The sequence below is a fragment of the Dyella sp. AD56 genome (assembly GCF_002878475.1).
Lineage (GTDB): Bacteria > Pseudomonadota > Gammaproteobacteria > Xanthomonadales > Rhodanobacteraceae > Dyella.
This window is the reverse complement of record NZ_NRDP01000007.1, coordinates 183152-206389: the sequence shown is the minus strand read 5'-3', so window position 1 is coordinate 206389 and position 23238 is coordinate 183152. Positions and strand designations below refer to the sequence as shown.

Here is a 23238-nt window from a genome sequence, read left to right as displayed (position 1 = left end):
AACCCATGAACAAAGCTGCCCACACCTCACCAGCCAGGCCTCCCCACCATGGAAGCTGGCACTGGCGGTCAGAATTCCTGTGGCCGCTCGGCTTCCTTCTGCTCGGCTTCGTGCTGGTTACCTTGCGTCAGACGGATTACCTGCAGTCCATTCCCGGTGACATGGGCGATGCGCGGTTCAACAACATCATTCTTGAGCACTTCTATCGCTGGGTCATAGGCAAGGATTCAAGCCTGTGGAGTCCGGAGATCTTTTTTCCGTATCCAGGCACGCTCACCTTCAGCGATAACCACTTCGGCACCGGCCCGTTCTATGTGGTGCTGCGCCTCATCGGTCTCGACCCCGAATCGGCATTCGCATCGTGGTATGTCCTAGCCGCCCCGCTGAATTTCGCCGCGTGCTACTACGCCCTTCGCAAAATGGGTGTCAGCGCCAAGGGCAGTGCGATCGGTGCGTTCGTGTACACGTTTGCGTTCAACGTCAGTGCAAGGCACGGACACGCGCAGCTGGATTACCGCTTCGCCATTCCCCTGGCCATTCTCGCTTGGCAGCGCCTATTCGAAGAAGGCCGACTGAAGCAACTGGCCGTCGTGGCCGTGTGGGTCACCGTGCAGTTCTACGGCTCGATCTACCTCGGCTACTTTCTTCTGCTGACGCTGTTAGCGTACTTTGTCGCGATGTCCATCTTCCCGCCAGCCAGCGGCAGGCCGTATCGGACATTGCTGCACAGCATGTGCGAGGGGTGGCGCGAGCGAAACGTCGCACCGGTCGCCGTCATGGCCGCGTGCTTCATCGCCCTGATAGCGCTGTTCTATCCGTACATGCACTACTCCAAGATGTATGGCTTTGGCCGTACCTACGACGTCATCGAAAGCATGCTGCCCCGCCCCTCCAGTTACTTCCTGGCGGACGGCTCGATGATCTGGGGCAAGCTGAGCGACCACATCAAGCGGATCCCGGTCCGCTGGGAACACCAGATGTTCTTTGGCGCGGCGGCATACCTGCTCGCCATCCTGGGCGTGTTTCGCCGGCCCAATCGCCAGACCCTGACGGCCCTCGTCGCTCTACTGTTCCTTGTGGTGCTGACGCTAGACATCCACCACCACAGCATTTATGTGTTGCTGTACAAGCTCCCCCTCGCCAACGCGATCCGGGCCATCGCTCGCATCGGGCTCGTCATGGTCTTCCCGCTGGCGCTGCTGGTGGGGTCTGGCGTCGATTCCCTGGTGGAAGCCCAGCGCAAGCGCTACGTGGCGATCGGAGCCGCTGTACTCATCGCCGTGTTCATGGTGGCTGAGTACGCTGCCTACTTCACCGTGAAGGTACCGATCCGTGACCTGCGCGAGCGTCTCGCAGCGCAACTTGCCCTGGTGCCCAAGGACCTTCCCAAGGATGCCATCATCTACATACCCAACGAGAACAGCGAGCGGCCGTTCGATAACGAGATCGATGGCATGCGTCTCTCTCAGGCCATTGATCGCGCGACCCTCAACGGCTACTCAGGCAACGTGCCCACTGGATTTAACGATCCCGGCATCGATGCCTGTGCCATCGTCAACAACCGGTTTATCCGCTACGCGACGTTTGCCAATGCCAGTTACGAGAGCTATGCGTCCCTTGTGAAGCGCGCTGTTGTCATAGGTGGCTCGGCAAAGTGCACGCCACGCGACGAGCTGCCGCAGCGCACGCATTACAGTGGCAAGTTGCCAGAGGAAGTGGTACGCAATATCAGCCTGACCATTAGCAGATTGCAAGTTCAGAACGGCCAACTGATGGTCACTTTCGAGCTCACGAATCATTCGGCTGCCATGCTGCCGTCAATCTCGGATGATGGGCATCCGCTCGGCTTCTCGTGGCGTTTTGTGCCCGTCGGAGAAACGTTCGCCCCGTACTTCGCCTGGGATCCTCGTCAAGAGGTTACTTCTGACATTCCTGCGAGCGGCGCGCGCCGCTTCGATGTCCCAGTGCAGCTTCCGCCGCATGCCGGCAAGTACCGGCTGGAAGCCAACCTCGTGCAGGAAGGCCTTTACTGGTTCAGCGAGCACGGTATGCAGGTGCCGCACAGCAGCGACATTATCGAAGTCGGTGCCAATGGCTCGGTCCAGCTACTACCGGACCAGCCGCAGCCCTGAGCAACGGTGTTAGTCACAGGAGGCGCGCTACGCAACGCCCCCTGTGACTAGAGTGGCTGAGGTAGACCCATCGTATGCGCAATGCACTGAAGCCAATCCAGTGTGTATAAGCACGAGACCACTGCCGGCCCTGGCAGCTTTAACTGCTTAAGCGGTACCTGCGAGTCTCTCCAGCACCCAGGTCATACCGATGGTGGTGAGGTCTTCTTCACTATGGTGCTCAAGCAGACGCTTGTACTCGGCAGACTCGCCTGCACCGGGAAGGGTGAATCCACGCACCGCATGGTGGAAAACCACGTTCAAACCAGATGCATTAACAGCCGCGTAGTAGCTCTGCGCCCCACGCCCATTTAGGCTGGCAAGGATGTTGTCCACTTCATTTGGCACGCCGCCGGACGCGAGGATGGCTTGCTTGATCTCACCGGGAGTCATCACCAACTGCGCCCACGGCTGGTTGTATCCGAGTGTGGCCGGCAAATGCGAGCCGCTATCTGAGTAGTACAACGGCGAGAACTGAAGCAATGCCCGGCCGCTAGGACGAAGCACGCGATAGATTTCCTTGAAAGCACGTTCCAGATGAGGAACGTGTTCCATGACATTCAACGAATAGACGAAATCGAAACTCTCATCGGGAAAAGCCATCTCCTCGGCACTCATGGTGAGATGTGCAGTCCGCTCCATCACGCCACGCAGCCCCATCGTCGTTGCCATGGACTCGAGTCCATGCACCGCTCTCAACAGTGACTTTTGGAGTTCGAATTCTTTCGTGAGGCGTTGGCGCGCAGATGGGAACCCGGGCTTTTCATACTCGATCACATCGATACCGGTTACCGATGCGCCCGAGTAAGCACTCATCAGACAGGCTAGGTGGCCCTCGCCAGAACCCACTTCGAGCAAGCGATCTCCCTTGGAGAAGCGTTGCTGAGACAGCATTTCGTAGAACGTGCCGCCATCCGGCGAAAACAACCCCAGCTTCTCGCGGAACGCGTGGCGGTCCGGAAACTCGTCCTTCTCTACGTCAATAAGTTTGATTTCATAGACGCAAGCGCTCGCGTCCTCCCGATATTCATCGCCTACGAGTACCCGAAGGCGGACATCGACACTTCCCTCTGCCAGCCCTTCCCGAAGGCTCGCCGGCAAAGGGAAGTAATAGGTTCCATAGGAGGGGATGTCTTGCGGGTCGAGCTCCATGCCGTTGAGCGAAAGCGCGAGTCGCGTGCGCGCTTGACCGGGAAGCGCCCGGACCAGCAGGTAGGGGTCGGATGCCATCGCACCGCTCAACCAGTAACGGCAGGAGGCAAGACCGGTTATGCATCGAAAGCGGTCGGGCAGATACAGATCTTCGAACCCTGAGGCTACTGGCAGGCCGTCCACCCAGCACAGTCCATCGCCAAACAGGTCCGTTTCCGCAGGCAACGCCTCCGCGGCCTCTGCGGCCCCCGCCGCCTTTCTCCACCAACTAAAAGGCATAGCTCACTCCTCCGACTTGGTCTCCAGTTTCCGACGCTGCTCAGCGAACAAGCGGGACACCCAAATCAGGTGTCCCCGGCGCGACAAGCTGGCGGAAATCACCACCAATGGAAGACCACAAAACCGCGGTCTTCGCCGTTACGTGATAGCAGATCTGCTTTGGAGGCCACCCAGAAATGTGGCCGCGCTCTCAGTTCGCCTCGATCCTCTCTTCCATGAAAGCGTTCAGCACCTCTTCCCAGCCACGCTTGCATCCCGCGTAGTGATCGACGGCACCTTCATGCCATTCGCCATAGTTATTCACCGAAGCTACGCGCACATCGGACCTACGCTTTACCCGATCCACCGCCGCAGGATCTCCATTGCTGATACAAAACAGCGGATCCGCAGACGGATAGGCGTCGCGGAACGCATCGATGATGCGCAGATAAATCACTGGCTGATGGGTTTCCTCTAGAACAACGCTGTCCATCGGGTCATACCAACCCGTCCGATTGATGAAAAGGGCTGGCTTGCGCGATGCGCGAAGCATTTCATCCATTCGGTTGCCCAGGAACCTGTACTTCTCCGCGACTTGCTGAATTTCATCCCGCCAGTGGGGAGCGATCCGATGGTTTTCGCCCCGGGTGAAAGCGTGATGCAGCAAGATGCCCGTCGGCCCGTGAATGACACTGTCCGTGTTGTCGACATCCACGTGGCGCAGCGATTCGGCAAAGCGTTCGTCGACCAGCTGGAATCCAGATCTCACCAGGGCAGGAAGGGCTGCCAGCGGGGTGATGAACCAGTCCAGGAGTCCCGTGCTGAGATCGCCGAAATACGCCCTCAGGTTGTATGCAATTTCGCAATTCGTACCGAGCGAAAACACACAGTCGTGCTGACCCATATTCATCAAAAGACCTCAATAACCATGCACGCTCTCCATCGCACGATCCTGTGCTGCCCTCAGACTCAAGCAAGTCAGGCGACCTCCTTGATGGACGGCGCAACGGTCAATGACTCGTTGCGCCTAAGTCTATTCTTACGCATCGGCCGCAACAACACATCCCTCATGCGATTGGATACGCCAAGCTCCAGGTAGCGATGGGACAGGCACGCCAGAACGATCGCGATGGCCGAAGTGATAAAGAAGGCGGCAAAGCCTGCAAGTGGCCCTGTGCCACTGAGACGGACGTTGTACCTATCGAACCACTCCTGAGCGATGGGGTGAAACAGATACAACGAAAAGGAAATGTCACCCAAATACAGCAAAGGGCGAGAGACCTCCCAGTCGATCGTCTTGAGAGCAAGCGCCAGCACCAACATCAACGGCACCAAGGTCAGGCCCCAGTTGAAGAGGCCGTGATCCGCACGAAACCCAGAACAGTACTGAAAGATGACCATGCATACGACCGCAAAAATCGAAAGCCGCCCATAGAACGGGTTAGCAATCGTCAACCGGGTGTCGTAAATGATGCCAATGATCACTCCTGCAGCGAACAACAAAATGATGGGATTGGTCGCCAGTCGCAGATAGCCGTGAAACTGATAATTGACAGACGGATCTACGGACAGAGGCGTTGCGGAGAACACGCCTGGAATGACAAGAAGGGTCAACGCCATCCACAGAAAGAACGCGAGCCAACGCGCCCGACCGAAGAGCAGCGACGCGGCGAGAACGGCGTAGAAGTACATCTCGTAGTTCAACGTCCACCCCACGGACAACGCGGGAATGACAACGCCAGGATCACCGCCATTAGGGCCGTGCAGGGGGAGAAAGAACAAGTATTCCACCAGATGGCGAAATCCATGCCATGAGAGGAATGGTTCACGACGGTAGGAGATCAGCAGCAGCAGGATAGCCGTGGCGATGACATAGACCGGCCATATGCGTGCGAAGCGCTTGATGAAGAACGTAGCGACGTAGCCCTTGCTACCATCGCTTCGTCTTGTCGTAACCAACATGATGAAGCCGCTGATCAGAAAGAACAGATCTACGCCAAAGGGCGCTGCGGGCCTCAAGAGAACGCCGGACCAACCTTCGCCGTAAGGGGCAAAGAATCGGCTTCCATGCCAGAACACCACGAGCAACGATGCGATCCCTCGCAGCGCCTGGATGAACTCGATCTTGTCGACCTTGGATTGCTCCATATCAGTCTCCGCAAGCATGCAGTAGAGCCGATAAACGTCTTCCTTGAGTTCGGGTTGAATCTCCTTGCCATCCCGGAAAGCATATTGCCCGCCCGGCCCAGAATACGGGCAGAGTTGCACAGGATTCGGCAGAGGGTCAGCTCGCTCGCCGGATTTTCGCCACAACGGGCTGCTGTTCCCCGGCAAGCGTCGAGTGCTCCAAGAACTTGCGAGCCATCGCAACGTAATCGTTGCTCTCCGCCCAAGTACGGGCGCGCGTGGTCAAATCATGCCGCTTTGGTCCATCCATCAGCAGGCCGTCGATAGCATCGGCAAAAGCCTTGGCGCTTCGCGGCTCAACGACGGCCGCCACATGACGCAGCGAGGAGAAAATCTTGGAATCGGAAATAACTAATGGAGCGCCAGCCGCCAACGCAATGTTGGCTGCGCCACTGGCACCTTCATTCGAAGGAGCATAGGGCAGCACTACGAGATCACATCTGGAAAGGCCGTCAATGACTTCTTCGATGTCGGCGAACGAAGTATCGAGTGTCACTGCACCATCGAGCTTCTCCCGTCGCGTGAAAGCCAGGCACTCACGTACGTAGTCCGACTGCTCTTCCCCAGGATAGATCGCGTGCCAGCCGCGATAGGTGAGGTTCGGGTATTTCCGCCGGAGCAGTTTCACTGCATCGAGCGTAATGTCGATACCCTTGTAATCGCGGAAGAAGCCAAAACCGCCCAGCACGAAGGGCGCATCAGTCCCCTGCTCCGCCGTTACCGGCCTCTGCGACGAGAACGCCCCCGTGCGGACAGGATGCAGGCATACCACGACGTTCGCTTTGTTACCCAGGCGCTCGGCTTCGCGCTGACTGTGAACCACCACGGTAGCACCCGCCTCAGCCAGAAGTGCCGCCTCACCGGGCTGCAAATGCGCAGCGTCATGACACTCGATCACGACCGGCACGCCTCTTTTGCGCGCCTCCGCGGCAATCTGCGCGTAGTCACCTACCCCCATGAAGCCGGTGTGGTGCTGCAACACCACCAGAACCGGCTTGACCGCCGCCATCGCTGCATTGAACGCAACCAGGTCGACCTGGCTGCTTCGCCACGTCCGGTTATCCCAATGCCAGCCACGCGTCACAGGAAAGCGAAGCTCGGGCATCACGCCTGTTGGCTCGTGCCCAAGCAACGAATTACCGAAGATGACAACCTCGGCACCGGCTTCGCGCAATGCTTCGGCAAAGTACTGTGCGTGTTCGGCGATACCACACGCCACACCCCAGGTAGACAGCATGAGCACGGCAGGCTTCGCCGTCACCCGTTCTGCCGCGTGATAACGCAGTGCGTCACCGAGTCCCTTCGAGATGGTCTCCCAGCTGAAACGCCGCTCCACCAGCGCCAGGCAGGTATGGCGGCGCTCATCCGTCACGCCCTCTTTCAGCAGGCTCGCGAGCGCGGAAACAAATTGTTCCTTCGATTGGACGGCTATCTCTCCCTTTGCCGTACTCTCATCCGCGATGCCCCTGGCACCAACAGGCGTAGTCAGCACCGGCAGACCCGCCGCAAGGAAATCGAACATCTTGACGTTCGTTCCGGCACCGGAAAACATCGGATTGATGGCAATGTCCGACGACAACAGAAGCTCCCACTTCCGTTCGTCATCAACGATACCCGTGCATACGACGTTTGCTGGCAGGCTACCGGAAGCAAGCAAAGGCTCGCCCACCCCGCCAACCAGAACAAAGGTCGCTTGTGGAGTTCTTGGCGCTACGACATCAACGATGAAACGTCCCGCTTCGGCGTTGGGCCCATATTGGCTTCCCATGAAGATGACGCGTTTGCGACCGCGCTCATCGGCTGAAAGCGCTTCTAATGCCTTGGCGCGGAGCGCTATCAGATCGTGGCGGAAGCGACGAGTAAACGTGCCGTTTGGCGCGACGCGCAGTTTGCCGGGTGCGACGTCGTAGATCTTCTGGAAGAGCACCACTTCTTCACCAGAACAGCAGTAGACCAGCTGACTACGCGCGAGCAAGGCGGCTTCGGTCGCAACCACCGACTGCAGCAATGGGGCCGCCTGTGGCAGGTCGTCGTGCAACGAAACACGCAACACGGACTCCACGTTGTGTGCGTCATAAACGACGAGCTGCTCAGGTTTAAGGTCGTTCGCCAAGGGAGGAAAACACCATGGATGCGAGAAAACGACAACGTCCGCATCTTGCATCTCGCGACGAGCAACGGATAGGTATTCAGGCGACAGCGCAACCTGATCCGGGAATTCGATGTCGATCATGCCACGCCCATCCATGCGGCGTGCCGTATCCTGAGCGGCTCGATGGTGAGCGTCGCTCAGAGGTATGCAAATCTCGCGAAGATTCGGCGTGGGCCGGTGATCCCTGGCTAGCTCGCCGGGCCAGTCATAGGTGCCGACGTACACGGCTTCGATGTTATCGCCAAGATTGTGATAGAGGCCCAACAGTCGCTGCCTACCACCACCCACGGCGGGTGTGATCGGCTGCATATCCAGAACCACAACCTTGCACACCTGCATTACGTACCCTCATCCAGCGCTAAAGCGGAAAAGGCCACCGTCACCCGCGGCCCAAAATCGAAATGATATTCACAAGCGCATCCACAAGCCTGAATCGTTCAAGTCGCCGGCCCAAACGCCTGTTCACAAAGCCATTTTAGTGCCAAAACGTCTCCCCGGCGTGTAAATAGCGTTGAGAAGCAGCACTTTACACCATCAAAAAAACGTGATTGAGACAATACTAGGATCTGCTAGGCCCTTAGAGCCAATGCTTCAAGCAGCCGCGAGGCCGTAAGCTCCCAACTCATGGCCTTAGTGGCCTCGTGTCCACGCCGCCCCATCTCCTTGGCGAGATCCGGACTCGAATACACCTTGTCGATGGCGGCGCCGACAGCAGCCGGATCCGGTTCGCAAACCATCCCCGCGGCATGCGCCTCCACCAGCCTGGCGGGTTCGCCCGAGTCCGTACAGGTAATGACTGGCTTTGCACTATGGAATGCCTCAACCGTCACCAAGCCGAAATCCTCTCGGAAAGGCACGAAGGGCACAGCGAGAGCATTCGCGTAGTGATCCAGCAACTGCTGGTCGCTGATACGCCCAAGGAAGACGATGCGGTCATCCCCCTTGGCAAGCTCCTCCAGCACTTCACGGTCCTCCCCAGAACCGGAAATCAATAACTGGACAGGTGACTTCACGTACCTCATGGCGCGGATCACCAAATCAACACGCTTCCAGCGATGCAAGCGTCCTGGCATGAAGATGTACTCGAAGCGCCCTTCGCGGAACCCACTCATGTTGGTTGCCTGATACAGCACATCGGCGTCAAGACCGTTGTACTGCTGAAGGCGACGCCTTACCTCCTCTCCGATGACAAACAGCTTTCGCACTCGACTCGATGAAAGCGCTGCTGTGTCTAGCTCCTGAATGCGCCTGCGTTGCTCTTTGAGCTCTCTGCTCGCCGCGGGAAATTCGACATCGAACATGTCGTAGAAGACACGCATTGTGTGCTGCAGGTAGCAGATATGATTGGGATGGCGGACGACGTAACCGGGCGCCTTGGTGGAGATCACACCGTCGTACTGCGATAGATCCAGTTCATAGAACCGCAAGTAGGAGCGGAGAATGGACTCGAAGTTGGATTCGTCGGCAACGACGGGCACGACCGATGCATCCACCCCTTTCTCGCGAAGAGCGCTGCATAGACCTTCATAAAATCGCTCCGCTCCACCCGCTTCGCCAGACGGAGATGCGGTCGCGAGAACCGCTACCTTCTTGCTCACTTCGAGATCCCTTTTCCAGATGGGTTTCGCATTGCTCGCGACTTGATGCCTTACTTCCAGATCGTTGAAATGGCACAGGCGCCGCCTCGCGGACATGCCGGACCCGACCGACGCGCCATTACCTAGCGCCAAATTACGCCTTCGTCGCAACGATCGCGTAGTCAGGGGCTATGTTCAAGGCAGCCAGCATGGCGTTGATGGAGCTGGCACCCGGCATATCTTCGGGCACCAGTCCAGGAGCATTCAGCTCGCGAGCAACCATCAATCGCTCGACGCGCGCCGATTGGAAGCCACGAGCCTCGACAATCCAGCGCAACGCCTCCGGAGGCAGCGGATTGCGATGCGTCGGGTCCATGTAGAACGTATGTGAGCCGACCGACGGATTTTCCGGATTGGGGGTTTCAAGGACGATGACGCCCCCAGGGCGCAGGACGCGCCGAGCTTCGTCAAGCAACACGATGACCTGCTCGAACGATAGATGCTCCACCAGATGCATTGACGTAATCGCACCGATGGAATTGTCCTGCAGGGAGGTAAGGATCTTGATGGCATCCCCCTCCATCACATCCAAGCCATAGCCACGGCAGATGTCCGCGAAGACACGGTTGAGATCAATACCGCGTGCGGTCAGCCCATGATCGCGGAGTAATTCGAGCCACTCGCCGCGCCCGCAGCCGATGTCCAGCACCGGTGCATCTATGGTGCCCGCACCAACCTCACGAACGATATCGAGGTAGGGCTCAGCACGACGACGAACCAGCACGCGATCGCCGCGGAAGCGGTCTTCGAAAGCGGCATACAACGGGTCAAGATCCAGGTTGCCCAATGCGGGCACGGCATCGCCTGCCTCGACGCCCTGCAGCTTCGCGAAACGGGCTTCCATGGAAACCTTGGTATCCAGGAGGCGATCGGAAAGTGAACGCAATTCACTGACGAAACTGTTTGGGGAAACAACCTGGCCACGCTCGGATACCACGCGCTCCACATGGGCTACGCGTTGATCCACGACAAGCGACGCCTTCTCGTGAGCAACGAGTTTTGCGTCGGTCGTGATGACCCGGTCAGCCAGATCATTCGTGCGCGCGCTCACGTCGCGCTGCGCCTGCTCGGCCTCTTCCATCCTGACGCGAAGGAGGTTGAGTGTATCCAGCGCCTGGGCAACGGCCTCTTGCACATGGCGGGCGGATTCGGCCTGGGCGACGTTCAGCGCATTGCGCAGATCGTTTCTGCAAGTATCGAAATCGCTCCTCAATACTTCGAACGCGGCAGCAGACGGATGCGATTCGATCTGCTGATAGACCGCCTCTTGCCACTGGACCAGTGCATCGGACACACGGTTCAACGACGCGCCGACTGCCTGGGTTTCTTGCGCCTGAACCGCGATCTGAGCGGCCTGCCGGTCCGTGAGCGCACCCAACCTCACGAACGCATGGACCCACCGAAGAACCGGCCCAATGACGCGCTTGCGCTTCCAGCGAGCAAAGGTATACGGAATCAGGAGGCCGTCGACATGAACACCCCGAGCGCGCCCCTCGGCAGAGAAACGCAGATCGCCTATGACCTCGACCTTAGAGGCATGACCGTTTCGCATTTGTCGCAGATAGTGCTGCTCGCCTTCGCTATCGGGGCTGCGGCGTAACACGATCTGGTACACCGTCCGAACGAAATCCACATCAGAGAACGTCAGGAGCTCGCCCAGTGCATAAGCCTGCTTAGCCGCAAGTCGGCCCGCCACTGGACGCCAGCGCGGGAACGGACCATCGTCAATCGTGTCATCTGAAGCATTCGCGCCAGCGCCACGGCGACGCGCCACTTCTGCACGTACACGACGCATGATCTCAGACAGAGACAAGGCTCCTGGCACAGCCTGTTCGGGCACCGCCGCTGACGCAGCTTCCGTTCCGCCAACTTCTTCGCGGACGTGTGCCATCAACTGGTCAATCTTGCTGGTGCTCTGATCGTTCATGTCTTATTCCTGATGCTTGCGTCTTCCGGAGATGCGACGCAGATCCTCTTCAACTCGGCCGCAGACTGCGCCCAAGTCCCCCATTGCCTAAGGGCTTCATGCCCATTGGTTGTTGTGCCCTTGCTCCAATCCAGCAGCGCCCTGGCGAGCACTTGCGGATCTTCGCCCGAGAAGTAATGAGCACGTTGGCCCGCCACCTCTCTGAATATCGGCAGGTCACGCAGCAAAAGCGGCATGCCCAGATGCCCTGCTTCGGCCACAGGCAACCCATAGCCTTCGCCAAAGGAGGGTGCCAGCAGTACGTCACACTCACGGTAGAGGCTGGCCAACACCCTGTCATCCGGGCCTTGTAGCCAATGCAGGCGACGTCCTTGCTCGGGATGTTGCCTCAGGCGCTCCACCAGTGGCTCAACGTTCCAGCCTGGTTTTCCGGCAATAATCCAATGGAACGGAGCGCCATCCCGCCACAGGGCCTCGAAGGCTTCCAATGCCTGCGCGTGGCCCTTGCGCGGCTCCACGGTACCCACGGTAAGCACCCGCCAGCCACCGCAGCCGTCCTTGGGTGGCAATGCACCCACCCATGGCGCTGGCGGGAAATCCGCTCCCAAGGGGATGACGAACTTTCGCAGCTGCGGCGTCACCAGTCCCTTCTGGGCCAACACCTTCGCGAGCTCTTGTGCAGTGCAATGCGAGTTGCACAAAGCACGATCGGCGAGCAATGACAACGTCCGCAACCACGCTTCGAAATCTCGTGGAACACCCTCGGGAAACCATTGGGGATGCGTCATGGGCAACATGTCGTGAACAAGCAGGCTCACCGGGACACCGGCGTCCCGCATACCACTCAACGCACGTGCGAATGGCTCGGCATACGAACGGCAGAAATCCAGCCCGATAAAGTGGTCGCCGAGGCGGGGACAGGCCGAAGTGTCCACACCGAACGAACCGTCCGGTACGCCCACGAACCTCGCCAGAAACTGGTTCGCGCACAGATATTCGCCAGCTAGACTCAACCGCACGGGCTGTATCCGCACGCCTGACGGCGGTGCCAACAGCAACTCTCCTAGCAGACGACGGGTCACCCGTTCAACGCCAGCGCCCAGGTCCTCCGTGGCCAGCTCGGTAACGTCGACAAGCCATCGGGGGCCGATATCACCTTCAGGCGCCGGCAGCAGTGCCGCCATCCAGACGGGCAGCTGCACCGTGGCGTCGCCCGAGAGCTCTGAGCGCGTCACTGTCTCCGTGATCTTGCGGGTTACAGACTTGTCTCGACGCAACAAGCCACGCAGCGCCCTGAGTGGCGCGGTCACGCGCCAGCTCGCACTGTTCTGCATCGCAGACAGCTGCGCCTGAAGTGCATCCGTCCTGGATGATTGTTCCACCAGCGCAAGCCACAGCCGCCGCTCATCATCCGGCAGCAGATGCGCATCTTTCCGGCCCTGACCAACACTCATGCCGAGCTCCAGGAGTGCCTACAACAGCAGCATCAGTGCGACGGGGGCGCGCCAGCGCTTCCCGTCGACGCACGAACCACCTCAATATGCGGGGGCACCCAGGCGCTACCGACGAACTTGGGGTGCGCCACATTGGACACGGTAAACACCATAGCAAGGTCGCGCCATTGGTAGTTCTTCACCAGATGCGTATCCGCGTCGGTCAGGGCAACCGATATGGAATAGCTGCCCGGGCCGAAATTTGCCGGAAACTGGGCGCGAACCTCCACTATGTCCCCCGCTACCAAGTCCTCGCAGATCTGGTCCGTATGATGTGTGTTGGTTCCGAAAACCGGCTGTCCTAGACGATCTCGAATCATATAACCGAAGACCATCTGCTCAATGGGCGCTTCGATGCTAATACGCGCCCGCAAGGTCACCGCCTGACCGACGGTGATGTACTCCGCCGGCTCGCCGTCTGCGTCGATCAGCTGCAAACTTTCAAACTGAGCCTCGCCCGTGCCCGACTCGGTGGCAACGGAACCCTGGAGGGTCCGAGTCGTTCGAACGGTGCTGTTTTCCTTTTCCGCGATCAGTGCGTTGTAGTAGTCCAGAACCTGTTGCGGGTCACCATCAAGCATCAGGCGGCCGCTATCGATAAGAATAGCGCGATCGCAAAGCGTCTGGATGGCACTCGCATCGTGCGAAACAATTAAGAGTGTCGTTCCTGCCTCGCGAAATTCGCGAATCCGCTTGAAGCACTTGTGGACGAAATAAGCGTCACCGACAGACAACGCCTCGTCGACAATGAGAATCTCCGGCCGCACGACCGTTGCAACACTGAATGCGACACGCATCTGCATACCGCTGGAGTAGGTACGCATAGGCTGATCGAAATACTCGCCGATCTCGGCGAAAGACTCGATCGAGGGAATCAGCTCTTCAATCTGGTTCCGCGACAGCCCCATGAGCCCAGCGGAATAGATGGCGTTTTCACGACCGGTCAGCTCCGGATTGAAGCCCAGCCCCAGTTCGAGCAATGCCGACACTCGACCGTGCAAGGCAATTTGCCCTTCCGTCGGTCGAGTGGTTCCAGTGATCATCTTTAACAGAGTGCTCTTGCCGGCACCGTTCTGTCCGATGATGCCCACGGAATCCCCGCGCTCTACGCGGAAGGAAATGTCGCGAATAACCCAATGTTCGTGTTTCGGCTTCGTGGACGCGCCGAACCAACGGGCGACACGCCGCAACTCCGAGCTGTACTCCACATAGGCCTTGCCCACATTTTCAACGACAAGCGCTGGCAGGCTCACAGCACATCCACCATTTCAGCTGAGGCACGACGGAACAACAGCGCCGAAATCGCCAGGAACACGCAAGCCGTCAGAGTCACCCAACCGAGACCGGCTGGGGGAGCCTTGCCGTAGACGAGCACGTTTTGGTAACCGACCACTAGCGGGATTACTGGATTCAGCACCAAAAACTTGCGCAGGGTCTCTGGAATAATTGTCACCGGATAGACGATCGGCGTGAGCCAGAACCAGAACTGCAGAACGATCGGGATGATTTGCCCGACATCGCGCATAAAAACGTTGAGCGTCCCCAGGAGCAATCCAAACCCCGTTGCCAACGCAACAGTAAGAAACATCAGCACTGGGAGCCACAACAAATTCCAGGTTGGGTAAAACCCCAGGATAGGCAAGATGAGCAACGCAACCACAATCAGCGCTAGATTGTTCACCGAGGCGGTACCCACGATGATCATCGGTAGTGTGATACGGGGAAACTGGATTTTCTTGAGCAGCGAAGTAAAGTCGATAAAAACAGTGAGGCAGCGCTGCACGATTTCCACGAACAATGACCAGCATGCTGAGCCGGCAACCAGATACGCGGCATACGCATACTTGTTATTCACACCCTGAAGTTTGGCCGCGAGCACGTTGGACAAAATCGTGGCGTAAATGAACACTTGCGCGAGCGGCTGCAGTACCACCCAGGCCGTCCCTAAGCGACTCCGCTTGAGCCTGGCCTTGAAGTCGTTGGCAACCGAAGATTTCACGAATCCCCGATATTTCCAAGCGGCACTTAGCAATTGCGACATGACGTTTCCTGCTGGTATCTAGCGATCAGACGATCGACAACGCACGATCAAGATCGGCTCGAAGATCACTAACGTTCTCAACGCCGACACTTAGACGCACTAGACCGTCCACGATACCCAACGCCACGCGGCGCTCCGCAGGCACGGAAGCATGTGTCATGCGGGCCGGGTGATTCACAAGGCTTTCCACGCCACCAAGCGACTCGGCAAGCGAGAACAACTTCGTGTTCTCGCACAGTGCGCGTGCACCCTCAAAGCCACCCTTGACCAGTATGGAAACGATACCGCCGCCACCTGACATCTGGCTCATCGCCAGCGCATGCTGCGGATGTGATTTGAGCCCCGGATAAAGCACTCGCTCGACGGCCTGGTGATGCTCCAGCCATTGAGCCAACTCCATCGCGTTCTCGCAGTGCGCCTTCATGCGCAAATGCAGCGTTTTCAAGCCCCGCAGCGCCAGAAAGCTGTCAAACGGGCCTTGCACTGCACCCGCCGAGTTCTGGAGAAATGCCAGTCGCTCAGCCAGCGCAGCGTCACCTGCCACCGCCATGCCGCCAACCATGTCCGAGTGACCGTTGAGATACTTGGTCGCCGAATGGATGACCAACTGCGCGCCTAGTTCAAGCGGTCGCTGCAGCATCGGCGACGCAAACGTATTGTCCACGACAACCAGAATGTCGTGCCGACGCGCCACTTCAACGATGGCCGCAATGTCGACAATCTTGAGCATCGGATTGGTCGGTGTTTCGATCCAAACCATGCGCGTGTTTGGCTTGATGGCGGATTCGAATCGCTCCGGATGGGACAGATCCACGTAGTCGAACTGCAAACCCGCGCTGCGTCGGCGTACTCGCTCGAACAGTCGGAGACTGCCGCCGTACAGATCATCCATGGCGATCACATGGTCACCGCTATCCAGCAGCTCCAGCACCGTGGCGGTCGCCGCCATGCCAGAAGCAAATGCGAAGCCCGCAACCCCTCCTTCCAGGTCGGCGACACAGGCCTCGTAAGCGCCACGCGTGGGGTTCTGAGTACGCGAGTACTCATAACCCAAGTGCCGCCCCGGACTCTCCTGCACATAGGTGGACGTGGCATAAATGGGCGTCATGATGGCCCCAGTGCTGGGGTCAGGATGCTGCCCCGCATGAATGGCCCGGGTCCCCAAGTCGAGGCTCTTTCCAACGATCTTCGTCATAAGGTGCAAGTGCCCGGTCGGCCCATGTAGGCCCATTGAGGAAATATGCCATCTTATCAGCATAAGTTTTCGAGGTCTGCGGCCCCAACCAAATGGCCTAATACCGTGTCTACTGGACAAAAAGAAGCCTTTTCCCAGGCACCCTCAGCCAAGCGTCGCCCTTCGTCATAGCTGAATACTGATTTAGCAAACATTAGAAAGCGGGACTGACCGCGCCCCGCTGCGAGTCGATTGATACCCCGTAAATGGCACAATTGGTCCCTTCGATCCTCGAGCGGACCTGATCCATGCAAACGCTGCTGGTAACCGGAGGTGCCGGCTTCATTGGCGCCAACTTCGTACTGAATGCCGTTTCGACGGGACTGCGTATCATCAACCTCGACAAGCTGACCTACGCCGGCAACAGAGACACGCTGGCCCAGCTCGATCGAAACGAGCGCCACACATTTGTGCAGGGCGATATCGGCGACAGGAATCTGGTCGACAACATCCTGCGCAGCCACCGACCCGATGCCATAGTGAATTTCGCGGCGGAATCGCACGTTGATCGCTCAATCGACGGACCCGCTGCATTTGTCCAAACCAACGTTGTCGGAACGCTCGCACTACTAGAAGCTGCTCGCGACTACTGGCGCGAGCAGGGAACACCTCAGCGCAGCAGCTTTCGCTTTCTCCACGTGTCCACCGACGAAGTCTATGGTTCGCTGGGACTTGAAGGAAAGTTCACCGAAAGTACGCCTTACGCACCCAATTCGCCCTATTCGGCGTCCAAGGCGGCGTCGGATCATCTTGTCCGTGCGTTTCACCATACCTATGGCTTGCCAACGCTAACCACAAACTGCTCCAACAATTACGGGCCCTATCAATTTCCCGAGAAATTGATCCCGCTGGTCATTCAAAAGGCGCTATCGGAAGAACCCCTGCCTGTCTATGGCGATGGAATGAATGTGCGGGACTGGCTGTTCGTGGACGATCATTGCCAAGCCATCAGCACGGTACTGAAGCAGGGTCGTGTGGGCGAAACCTACAACATAGGCGGGGATGCAGAGCGTGAGAACGTTACGGTGGTGAGGAGCATTTGCGCACTGCTCGACCAGCATCGCCCTCGTCGAACGGGAGAGTCCCACGAGTCGCTTATCACTTTCGTGAAGGATCGCCCAGGCCATGACCGGAGATACGCCATTGACGCTGGCAAGCTTCAGCGCGAGCTTGGCTGGAGTCCGTCCAAAACTTTCGAATCGGGCCTATCCGCCACAGTCGCCTGGTACTTGAAAAATCAGCAATGGGTAGGACGGGTACTCGATGGCAGTTACCGTATGGAGCGACTGGGCACATGAGCAAACGCAAAGGCATCATCCTCGCCGGTGGCTCAGGGACGCGCCTCTACCCTGTCACTCAGGCTGTAAGCAAGCAACTCCTGCCTGTCTACGACAAGCCGATGATTTATTACCCACTCGCCACACTTATGCTCGGTGGCATTCGCGACATACTGATCATCAATACCCCGCACGAGCAGATGCTATTTGAACGTTTGCTGGGCGACGGTTCGCAATGGGGGATCAATATCAGCTATGCGATGCAGCCCTCGCCCGATGGTCTGGCGCAAGCGTTCCTCATAGGGCGTCAATTCATCGACGGAAGTCCGAGCTGCCTAGTCCTTGGCGACAACATCTTCTACGGCGAGGGTCTAACCGAGCGCATCACGCGCGCGTCGGCACAAGCAGACGGCGCCACGGTGTTCGGCTACTGGGTCACGGATCCTGAGCGTTACGGCGTGGCGGAGTTCGACGGGCGAGGCAACGTGATTGGTCTGGAAGAGAAGCCAACCAACCCTAAATCGCACTATGCAGTAACCGGCCTCTACTTCTACGACTCTAACGCCTGCGACTATGCCGCCTCACTAAAGCCTTCGGCACGTGGCGAACTGGAAATCACTGACCTCAACAAACGTTACCTTACCGAAGGCAAGCTCCGCATGGAGCAGCTCGGCCGTGGCTACGCATGGCTGGATACAGGCACGCATGAGTCGCTCATGGAGGCGGGTAATTACATTGAGACCATCGAAAAACGTCAAGGCCTGAAAGTTTGCTGCCCTGAAGAAATTGCATTCATGAATGGCTGGATCGACAACGAGCAGCTGCAGCGTCTGGCTGCACCGCTCATCAAGACGGGCTACGGCCAATATCTGAGCCGATTGTGCGAACAAGGGGCGGCGCGATGAAGGTCATCGAAACATCGCTACGCGGAGCGCTAATCATCGAACCGAAGGTGTTAGGCGACGCCCGCGGCTTTTTCTATGAGAGCTACCACGAAGCGAAGTTCCGGGCGGCGGGCTTGAGTACCAACTTCGTGCAGTCCAATGTTTCGTCGTCATCGCGTGGCGTTTTGCGCGGCCTGCACTATCAGTGGCCCAACCCGCAGGGGAAGCTTGTAAGTGTGCTTTCCGGGGAGGTATACGACGTCGCAGTCGATATACGACGTCAATCACCTACGTTCGGGCACTGGGCGGCAGCACTTCTTACGGGTGACAACCACCGCCACTTCTGGATACCTGAGGGCTTCGCGCACGGTTTCTGCGTACTGTCCGAGACAGCCACCTTCACTTACCAATGCACGGCACTTTACGAGCCCTCACATGATCGCGCCGTACGCTGGAATGACGCCACGCTCGGCATAGACTGGCCAGTGACCGATCCCCTGCTTTCAGACAAGGACGGGCGCGCGCCGCTATTAGCGGATATTCCGCAACACGCTTTGCCAGAGTTCAACGCGTGAGGATTCTTTTGTTAGGCGCCAATGGTCAATTGGGACAGGAGTTCTTCCGTACTAATGGCCTGTCCGCACTCGGCTCGTTGACCATGGCGAGCCGGGATGGCCGGGGCATCGATGGCTCGCCGGCGATACGCATCGACCTGGCTGAGCCGGAGTCACTTAAAAGAGGTTTGGATGACATCCGGCCCGAGATCATCATCAATGCAGCGGCGTATACCGCCGTGGACAAAGCGGAAAACAATGAAGCACTTGCAACCCAGGTCAATGGCGAGGCTGTGGGTGCCATAGCGGATTGGGCTAAGCACCACGATGCACTTGTCGTGCATTACTCAACTGACTACGTCTTTGACGGGAAGGCATCCAGACCAATCTCGCCGGACAGCGTCACTGCCCCCATCAATGCCTATGGACGGAGCAAGCTCGACGGCGAGGAACGCCTGCGGCGAAGTGGGTCACACCACCTCCTGTTCCGAACAGGCTGGGTGTACTCAGCCCATGGGAACAATTTCTTGCGCACCATGCTCAAGCTTGGTGCTGAAAGGGAAGTGCTCCGCATCGTATCGGACCAACGCGGGGCTCCAACCAATACGCGCCTCATCGTGGCAGGCACTCTTGCTGCACTACAGCAATGGCTGAGTGCGGCCCCGGCGGTTCGAGCCGCCATGGAGGGCACGTATCACTTGGTCTCCAGCGGTGAAACGACATGGTTTGACTACGCAACGGCCATTTTCGAGCTCGCCCACAACCAGGGGATACTCGCGCGCACCCCGCTACTGGAGGCCGTATCCACGAAAGACTTTCCAGCAACGGCTCGCCGGCCAGCTTATTCTGTGCTCGATAATCGAGACTTTCAGCGACAATTCGCCTTTACACTCCCTCCCTGGCAGGACGACCTGGAACCAGTCCTTAGGGAAATCGCGCTAAACGGACAAAACTAGACATGTTGATCCCTCTTATTCTCAGCGGCGGCAGCGGCACACGGCTTTGGCCCGTCTCGCGCAAGAATTTGCCGAAGCAGTTCCTGTCGCTAACCGGCCAAGGCACTTTGTTCCAACAAACGGTCGAGCGTACCCGCCTTCTTCCGGATGTGACCTCACCCATTATCGTCGCCAGTGAAGACCATCGGTTTCTGGCCGCTGAGCAGTTGTTGGAATCGGGCATCACCGGCTCGACGATCATGCTTGAACCCGTCGCACGGAACACGGCCCCAGCCATTGCCTTAGGCGCCCTGCAAGCCCTGGAGCAAGATCGGGACGCCATCATTCTGGTATTGCCTGCCGACCACCTCATCGGAGACGCGGACAATTTCACCGCAGGAGTAAAGGCCGCACTGCCCTCCGCAGAGGATGGCTGGCTGGTGACCTTCGGTATCCGGCCGAGCCGGGCGGAGACAGGCTTTGGTTACATCAGCCGCGCCGGCCAGATTGGCGAGAACGCATTCCAGGTAGCACAATTTGTCGAGAAACCAGCGCTTGCAACCGCCGAGGCCTATCTCGCCGACGGCGGTTACGACTGGAATTCCGGAATGTTCTTGTTCAAGGCATCCCGTTATCTCGAAGAGCTAGGCCAGCACAATCCTCACATGCTGGAGGCTGTCAGGGCCGCCTATGCATCCGCCAACACGGACCTGGACTTCGTGCGCATTGATCGCGAGGCATTCTCGAAAGTGCCCGATGATTCAATTGACTATGCCGTCATGGAAAAGACCAGCCGCGCCGCTGTCATACCCGTGGCTTGCGACTGGAGCGATATCGGCTCATGGTCCGCCCTGTGGCTGGCCGGCGTGCGCGACGGACAGGGCAACCTGCGCGAAGGTGACACGATTGCGGTCAATACGCGAAATTCGCTACTCCGCTCGCACGATCGCCACCTCTTGGCGACGGTTGGGGTCGACGACCTCATCGTTGTGACTACACCCGACGCCACCCTGGTAGCTCACCGTGACGCCGCTCAGGACGTTAAACGTGTCGTCGACGAGCTGAAGGCTGCCGGCCGCAGCGAGCACTCGCTGCATCGCATCGTGCGGCGCCCTTGGGGCAGTTACGACTCAATCGAATCGGGGGACCGTTTTCAGGTCAAGCGCATTGTGGTCAAGCCTGGGGCGGCGTTGAGCCTACAAAAGCATCATCACCGCGCCGAACACTGGATCGTGGTCTCCGGAACCGCTGAAGTCACCTGTGACGATCGTATATTCCTGCTCGGCGAAAATCAGAGCACGTATATCCCACTGGGAAGCGTCCACCGCCTGCGAAACCCAGGCAAGGTGGCTCTGGAATTAATCGAAGTCCAATCAGGTAGTTATCTTGGCGAGGACGATATCGTCCGCCTAGAGGACGTCTACGGGCGCTCATAAAGCCACTTTTTAGCAACACAAATGAAACCGCGCGTCAGCGCGGTTTTTTTTTGGACGTTTCTCACCATGGCACCTGCTGCGCGTGAAATCGACCGACCCTCAATTATCGCTACCCATTCAGCATTCCTTGCGCGAAACTGGCTATATCATTACAGGAAGATGACGCTGCCGGCAGCGTATCGGGTGTCCCTGCAACGCCATGCACGATGTCGTGCGTAAGAAACCGGAATATTGATGGAACCGATCAAGCTACTTCATCTCCATCTGCCCAAGACCGGGGGCACGGCGCTGTGGCGCTTTTTTGTCGACCAGTTCGGCGAACAAGCAGTGACGCCTCCGCAGCAAGCCATCATGCTGAGCGAAGCACTCCTTCAGTGGGAGGACAGACCCGTTATAAGTGGGCACTTCATTGCCAGACACGGCGATACGATTCCGCACGATCGGATGGCACTGTCCGTATTGCGTGATCCGGTGGACCGTTTCCTGTCCGAGTACTTCTACCATCAATATGACGTGGACAATCAGCCGATTGAGGTTGGTAGACGCGTGCGCAGCCTCGACGAACATATCGCCCATTTGGCCCAATTATCCAATGACTCTGTCTTGGTTCAGACGGAAATGCTCTATCCATTGGGTACGGACGCACAAACCCGGTTGACCACTGAGGAAAAGCTCGCCGCAGCCAAGAATGCTATCGACGGATTCAGCCTTGTCGGTATCCAGTCGGAGATGGACGACTTTTGCAGCATGCTCAACGCCACATTCCATCGGACACCAAGCGCTGTTCGGCGGATCAACGTTACATCTCGTCGCATTGATCAAGACACGCTTACCGAAGCCCAGCGCCGCGCTATCCGACAGCTCGTCGAGCCAGAAATAGAGCTCTACGAGTATGCGCGATCGCGTTTTCGGCGAGACCGTCGCTCTTTCATCTCGTCCGCGAACCGTGTCCCCCAGGGTGAACCGGAGCCGGTCTCTCCGCCCATACCGTCCGCAGCACCCAGTCAAAAGAGGGACTTCGGCGACTTACGCTGCGAGATTTGCGGCGTGGAAGTAATCGGGCGGGCGTCAGGTCCTGGCCAAGTTATGACCGGGGAACCGATGACTGTCGCTCTTCATATATCGGTGCACGAGAAATTGGACGACGTCAATGTAGGAATTGCCATCAAGAACGAGCGTGGCTCTCTTGTCTTTGGAACAAACTCCTTGCTGCTAGGTGAAACCTATGCAGTATCACCGGGTCGCTACGTGATCAGCTTCAATTTGCTGAATCGACTGGGCCCAGGCACGTTTCAGCTGGACGCTGCACTAACCCCCACCTCGTCGCACTACGACGGCTGTTTCCACTGGCGTCACGACGTCGCGAGTTTCTCGGTTCCGGCCTACGCGACACATCACTTCGAAGGGCAGGTGATGATGGACGTAGACCTGAATGTCGAAAACGTCGAAGCCGGCTCCGAATGCACCCGCAAGTGTGCAGTAGGTGAGCACGCCCCCCTACGCACATTCGGTAACACCAGCAAGACCCTAACGGATTTTCGATCGACCCTGAATATCATGTCGCGCGTAGACATGGTCCCCCGTGGCTCGGACCTCCTGCTGCAGGTAAAGGTAACCAATAACGGCGCGGAAGCTTGGCCACACGGTGGTCGCTACCCCACACACCTCTCGTACCGATGGCTTGCACCCGATGGCACCATCATCGTGGCAGACGGCCTCCGATCAGAGCTTGCCTGCGACGTTCAACCCGGAAGCAGCCTGGTCACTTACATGCAGGTACGAACCCCCGACCAAGCCGGCAAATTCCAGCTAATAGCTTCACTCGTGCAGGAACACGTAGCCTGGTTTATTGACACGGGCGGAGACAACGGCCGTGCCATGCCTCTCACCGTGTCGTGAT

General features: G+C 58.2%; 17 protein-coding genes. 7 read left to right on the top strand and 10 right to left on the bottom strand.

All coding sequences use genetic code 11. From position 1 onward, the window contains the following. Positions 1–5 precede the first annotated feature (5 nt). A complete protein-coding gene (locus DyAD56_RS07040; RefSeq protein ID WP_102302032.1) occupies positions 6–2132 on the top strand; it encodes a hypothetical protein in 2127 nt (708 codons plus the stop codon). A 147-nt stretch (positions 2133–2279) separates the two neighbouring features. Here the strand turns inward: DyAD56_RS07040 and DyAD56_RS07035 are convergent, their stop codons facing one another. The 10 genes from DyAD56_RS07035 to DyAD56_RS06990 form a co-directional block, all read right to left on the bottom strand. Beyond that, positions 2280–3602, bottom strand: coding sequence for a class I SAM-dependent methyltransferase (locus DyAD56_RS07035; protein WP_102302031.1), 1323 nt, complete (start codon positions 3600–3602; stop codon positions 2280–2282). 190 nt (positions 3603–3792) lie between these two features. Beyond that, the gene (locus DyAD56_RS07030; RefSeq protein WP_102302030.1) at positions 3793–4491 is read right to left on the bottom strand and encodes a hypothetical protein; all 699 of its coding nucleotides are present in this window, start codon (positions 4489–4491) and stop codon (positions 3793–3795) included. 68 nt (positions 4492–4559) lie between these two features. Continuing rightward, a complete protein-coding gene (locus DyAD56_RS07025; protein WP_233202316.1) occupies positions 4560–5729 on the bottom strand; it encodes an acyltransferase in 1170 nt (389 codons plus the stop codon). Positions 5730–5865: 136 nt separating this feature from the next. Next, on the bottom strand, positions 5866–8001 hold the full coding sequence (locus DyAD56_RS07020; protein WP_158241284.1) for a glycosyltransferase: 2136 nt from the start codon (positions 7999–8001) through the stop codon (positions 5866–5868). A 488-nt stretch (positions 8002–8489) separates the two neighbouring features. Beyond that, complete coding sequence (locus DyAD56_RS07015) at positions 8490–9518, bottom strand: glycosyltransferase family 4 protein (RefSeq protein WP_102302167.1); 1029 nt, start codon at positions 9516–9518, stop codon at positions 8490–8492. 133 nt (positions 9519–9651) lie between these two features. Continuing rightward, complete coding sequence (locus DyAD56_RS07010) at positions 9652–11484, bottom strand: methyltransferase domain-containing protein (RefSeq protein WP_102302027.1); 1833 nt, start codon at positions 11482–11484, stop codon at positions 9652–9654. Beyond that, the gene (locus DyAD56_RS07005) at positions 11481–12938 is read right to left on the bottom strand and encodes a glycosyltransferase family 1 protein (protein ID WP_102302026.1); all 1458 of its coding nucleotides are present in this window, start codon (positions 12936–12938) and stop codon (positions 11481–11483) included. Before DyAD56_RS07005 ends, DyAD56_RS07010 begins: the two co-directional genes overlap by 4 nt. 32 nt (positions 12939–12970) lie before the next feature. Continuing rightward, the gene (locus tag DyAD56_RS07000) at positions 12971–14230 is read right to left on the bottom strand and encodes an ABC transporter ATP-binding protein (protein WP_304529232.1); all 1260 of its coding nucleotides are present in this window, start codon (positions 14228–14230) and stop codon (positions 12971–12973) included. Continuing rightward, on the bottom strand, positions 14227–15018 hold the full coding sequence (locus DyAD56_RS06995) for an ABC transporter permease (RefSeq protein ID WP_102302025.1): 792 nt from the start codon (positions 15016–15018) through the stop codon (positions 14227–14229). The genes DyAD56_RS07000 and DyAD56_RS06995 overlap by 4 nt, the downstream gene beginning before the upstream one ends. 25 nt (positions 15019–15043) lie before the next feature. Further along, positions 15044–16213, bottom strand: a complete 1170-nt coding sequence (locus DyAD56_RS06990; RefSeq protein ID WP_102302024.1) for a cystathionine gamma-synthase — start codon at positions 16211–16213, stop codon at positions 15044–15046. 287 nt (positions 16214–16500) lie between these two features. Between DyAD56_RS06990 and rfbB the strand changes: the two genes are divergently transcribed. From rfbB to DyAD56_RS06960, 6 genes are all read left to right on the top strand, one after another. Continuing rightward, a complete protein-coding gene (rfbB, locus tag DyAD56_RS06985) occupies positions 16501–17550 on the top strand; it encodes a dTDP-glucose 4,6-dehydratase (RefSeq protein ID WP_102302023.1) in 1050 nt (349 codons plus the stop codon). Further along, positions 17547–18434, top strand: coding sequence for a glucose-1-phosphate thymidylyltransferase RfbA (gene rfbA, locus DyAD56_RS06980; protein WP_102302022.1), 888 nt, complete (start codon positions 17547–17549; stop codon positions 18432–18434). The genes rfbB and rfbA overlap by 4 nt, the downstream gene beginning before the upstream one ends. Continuing rightward, positions 18431–18988: a dTDP-4-dehydrorhamnose 3,5-epimerase gene (gene rfbC / locus DyAD56_RS06975; RefSeq protein WP_102302021.1), complete on the top strand. Its 558-nt coding sequence runs from the start codon at positions 18431–18433 to the stop codon at positions 18986–18988. Before rfbA ends, rfbC begins: the two co-directional genes overlap by 4 nt. Next, the gene (rfbD, locus tag DyAD56_RS06970) at positions 18985–19923 is read left to right on the top strand and encodes a dTDP-4-dehydrorhamnose reductase (RefSeq protein ID WP_102302020.1); all 939 of its coding nucleotides are present in this window, start codon (positions 18985–18987) and stop codon (positions 19921–19923) included. Before rfbC ends, rfbD begins: the two co-directional genes overlap by 4 nt. A gap of 2 nt (positions 19924–19925) precedes the next feature. Beyond that, positions 19926–21338: a mannose-1-phosphate guanylyltransferase/mannose-6-phosphate isomerase gene (locus DyAD56_RS06965; RefSeq protein WP_102302019.1), complete on the top strand. Its 1413-nt coding sequence runs from the start codon at positions 19926–19928 to the stop codon at positions 21336–21338. A gap of 234 nt (positions 21339–21572) precedes the next feature. After that, complete coding sequence (locus DyAD56_RS06960; protein ID WP_102302018.1) at positions 21573–23237, top strand: Wzt carbohydrate-binding domain-containing protein; 1665 nt, start codon at positions 21573–21575, stop codon at positions 23235–23237. The last annotated feature ends 1 nt before the right edge of the window (position 23238 follow it).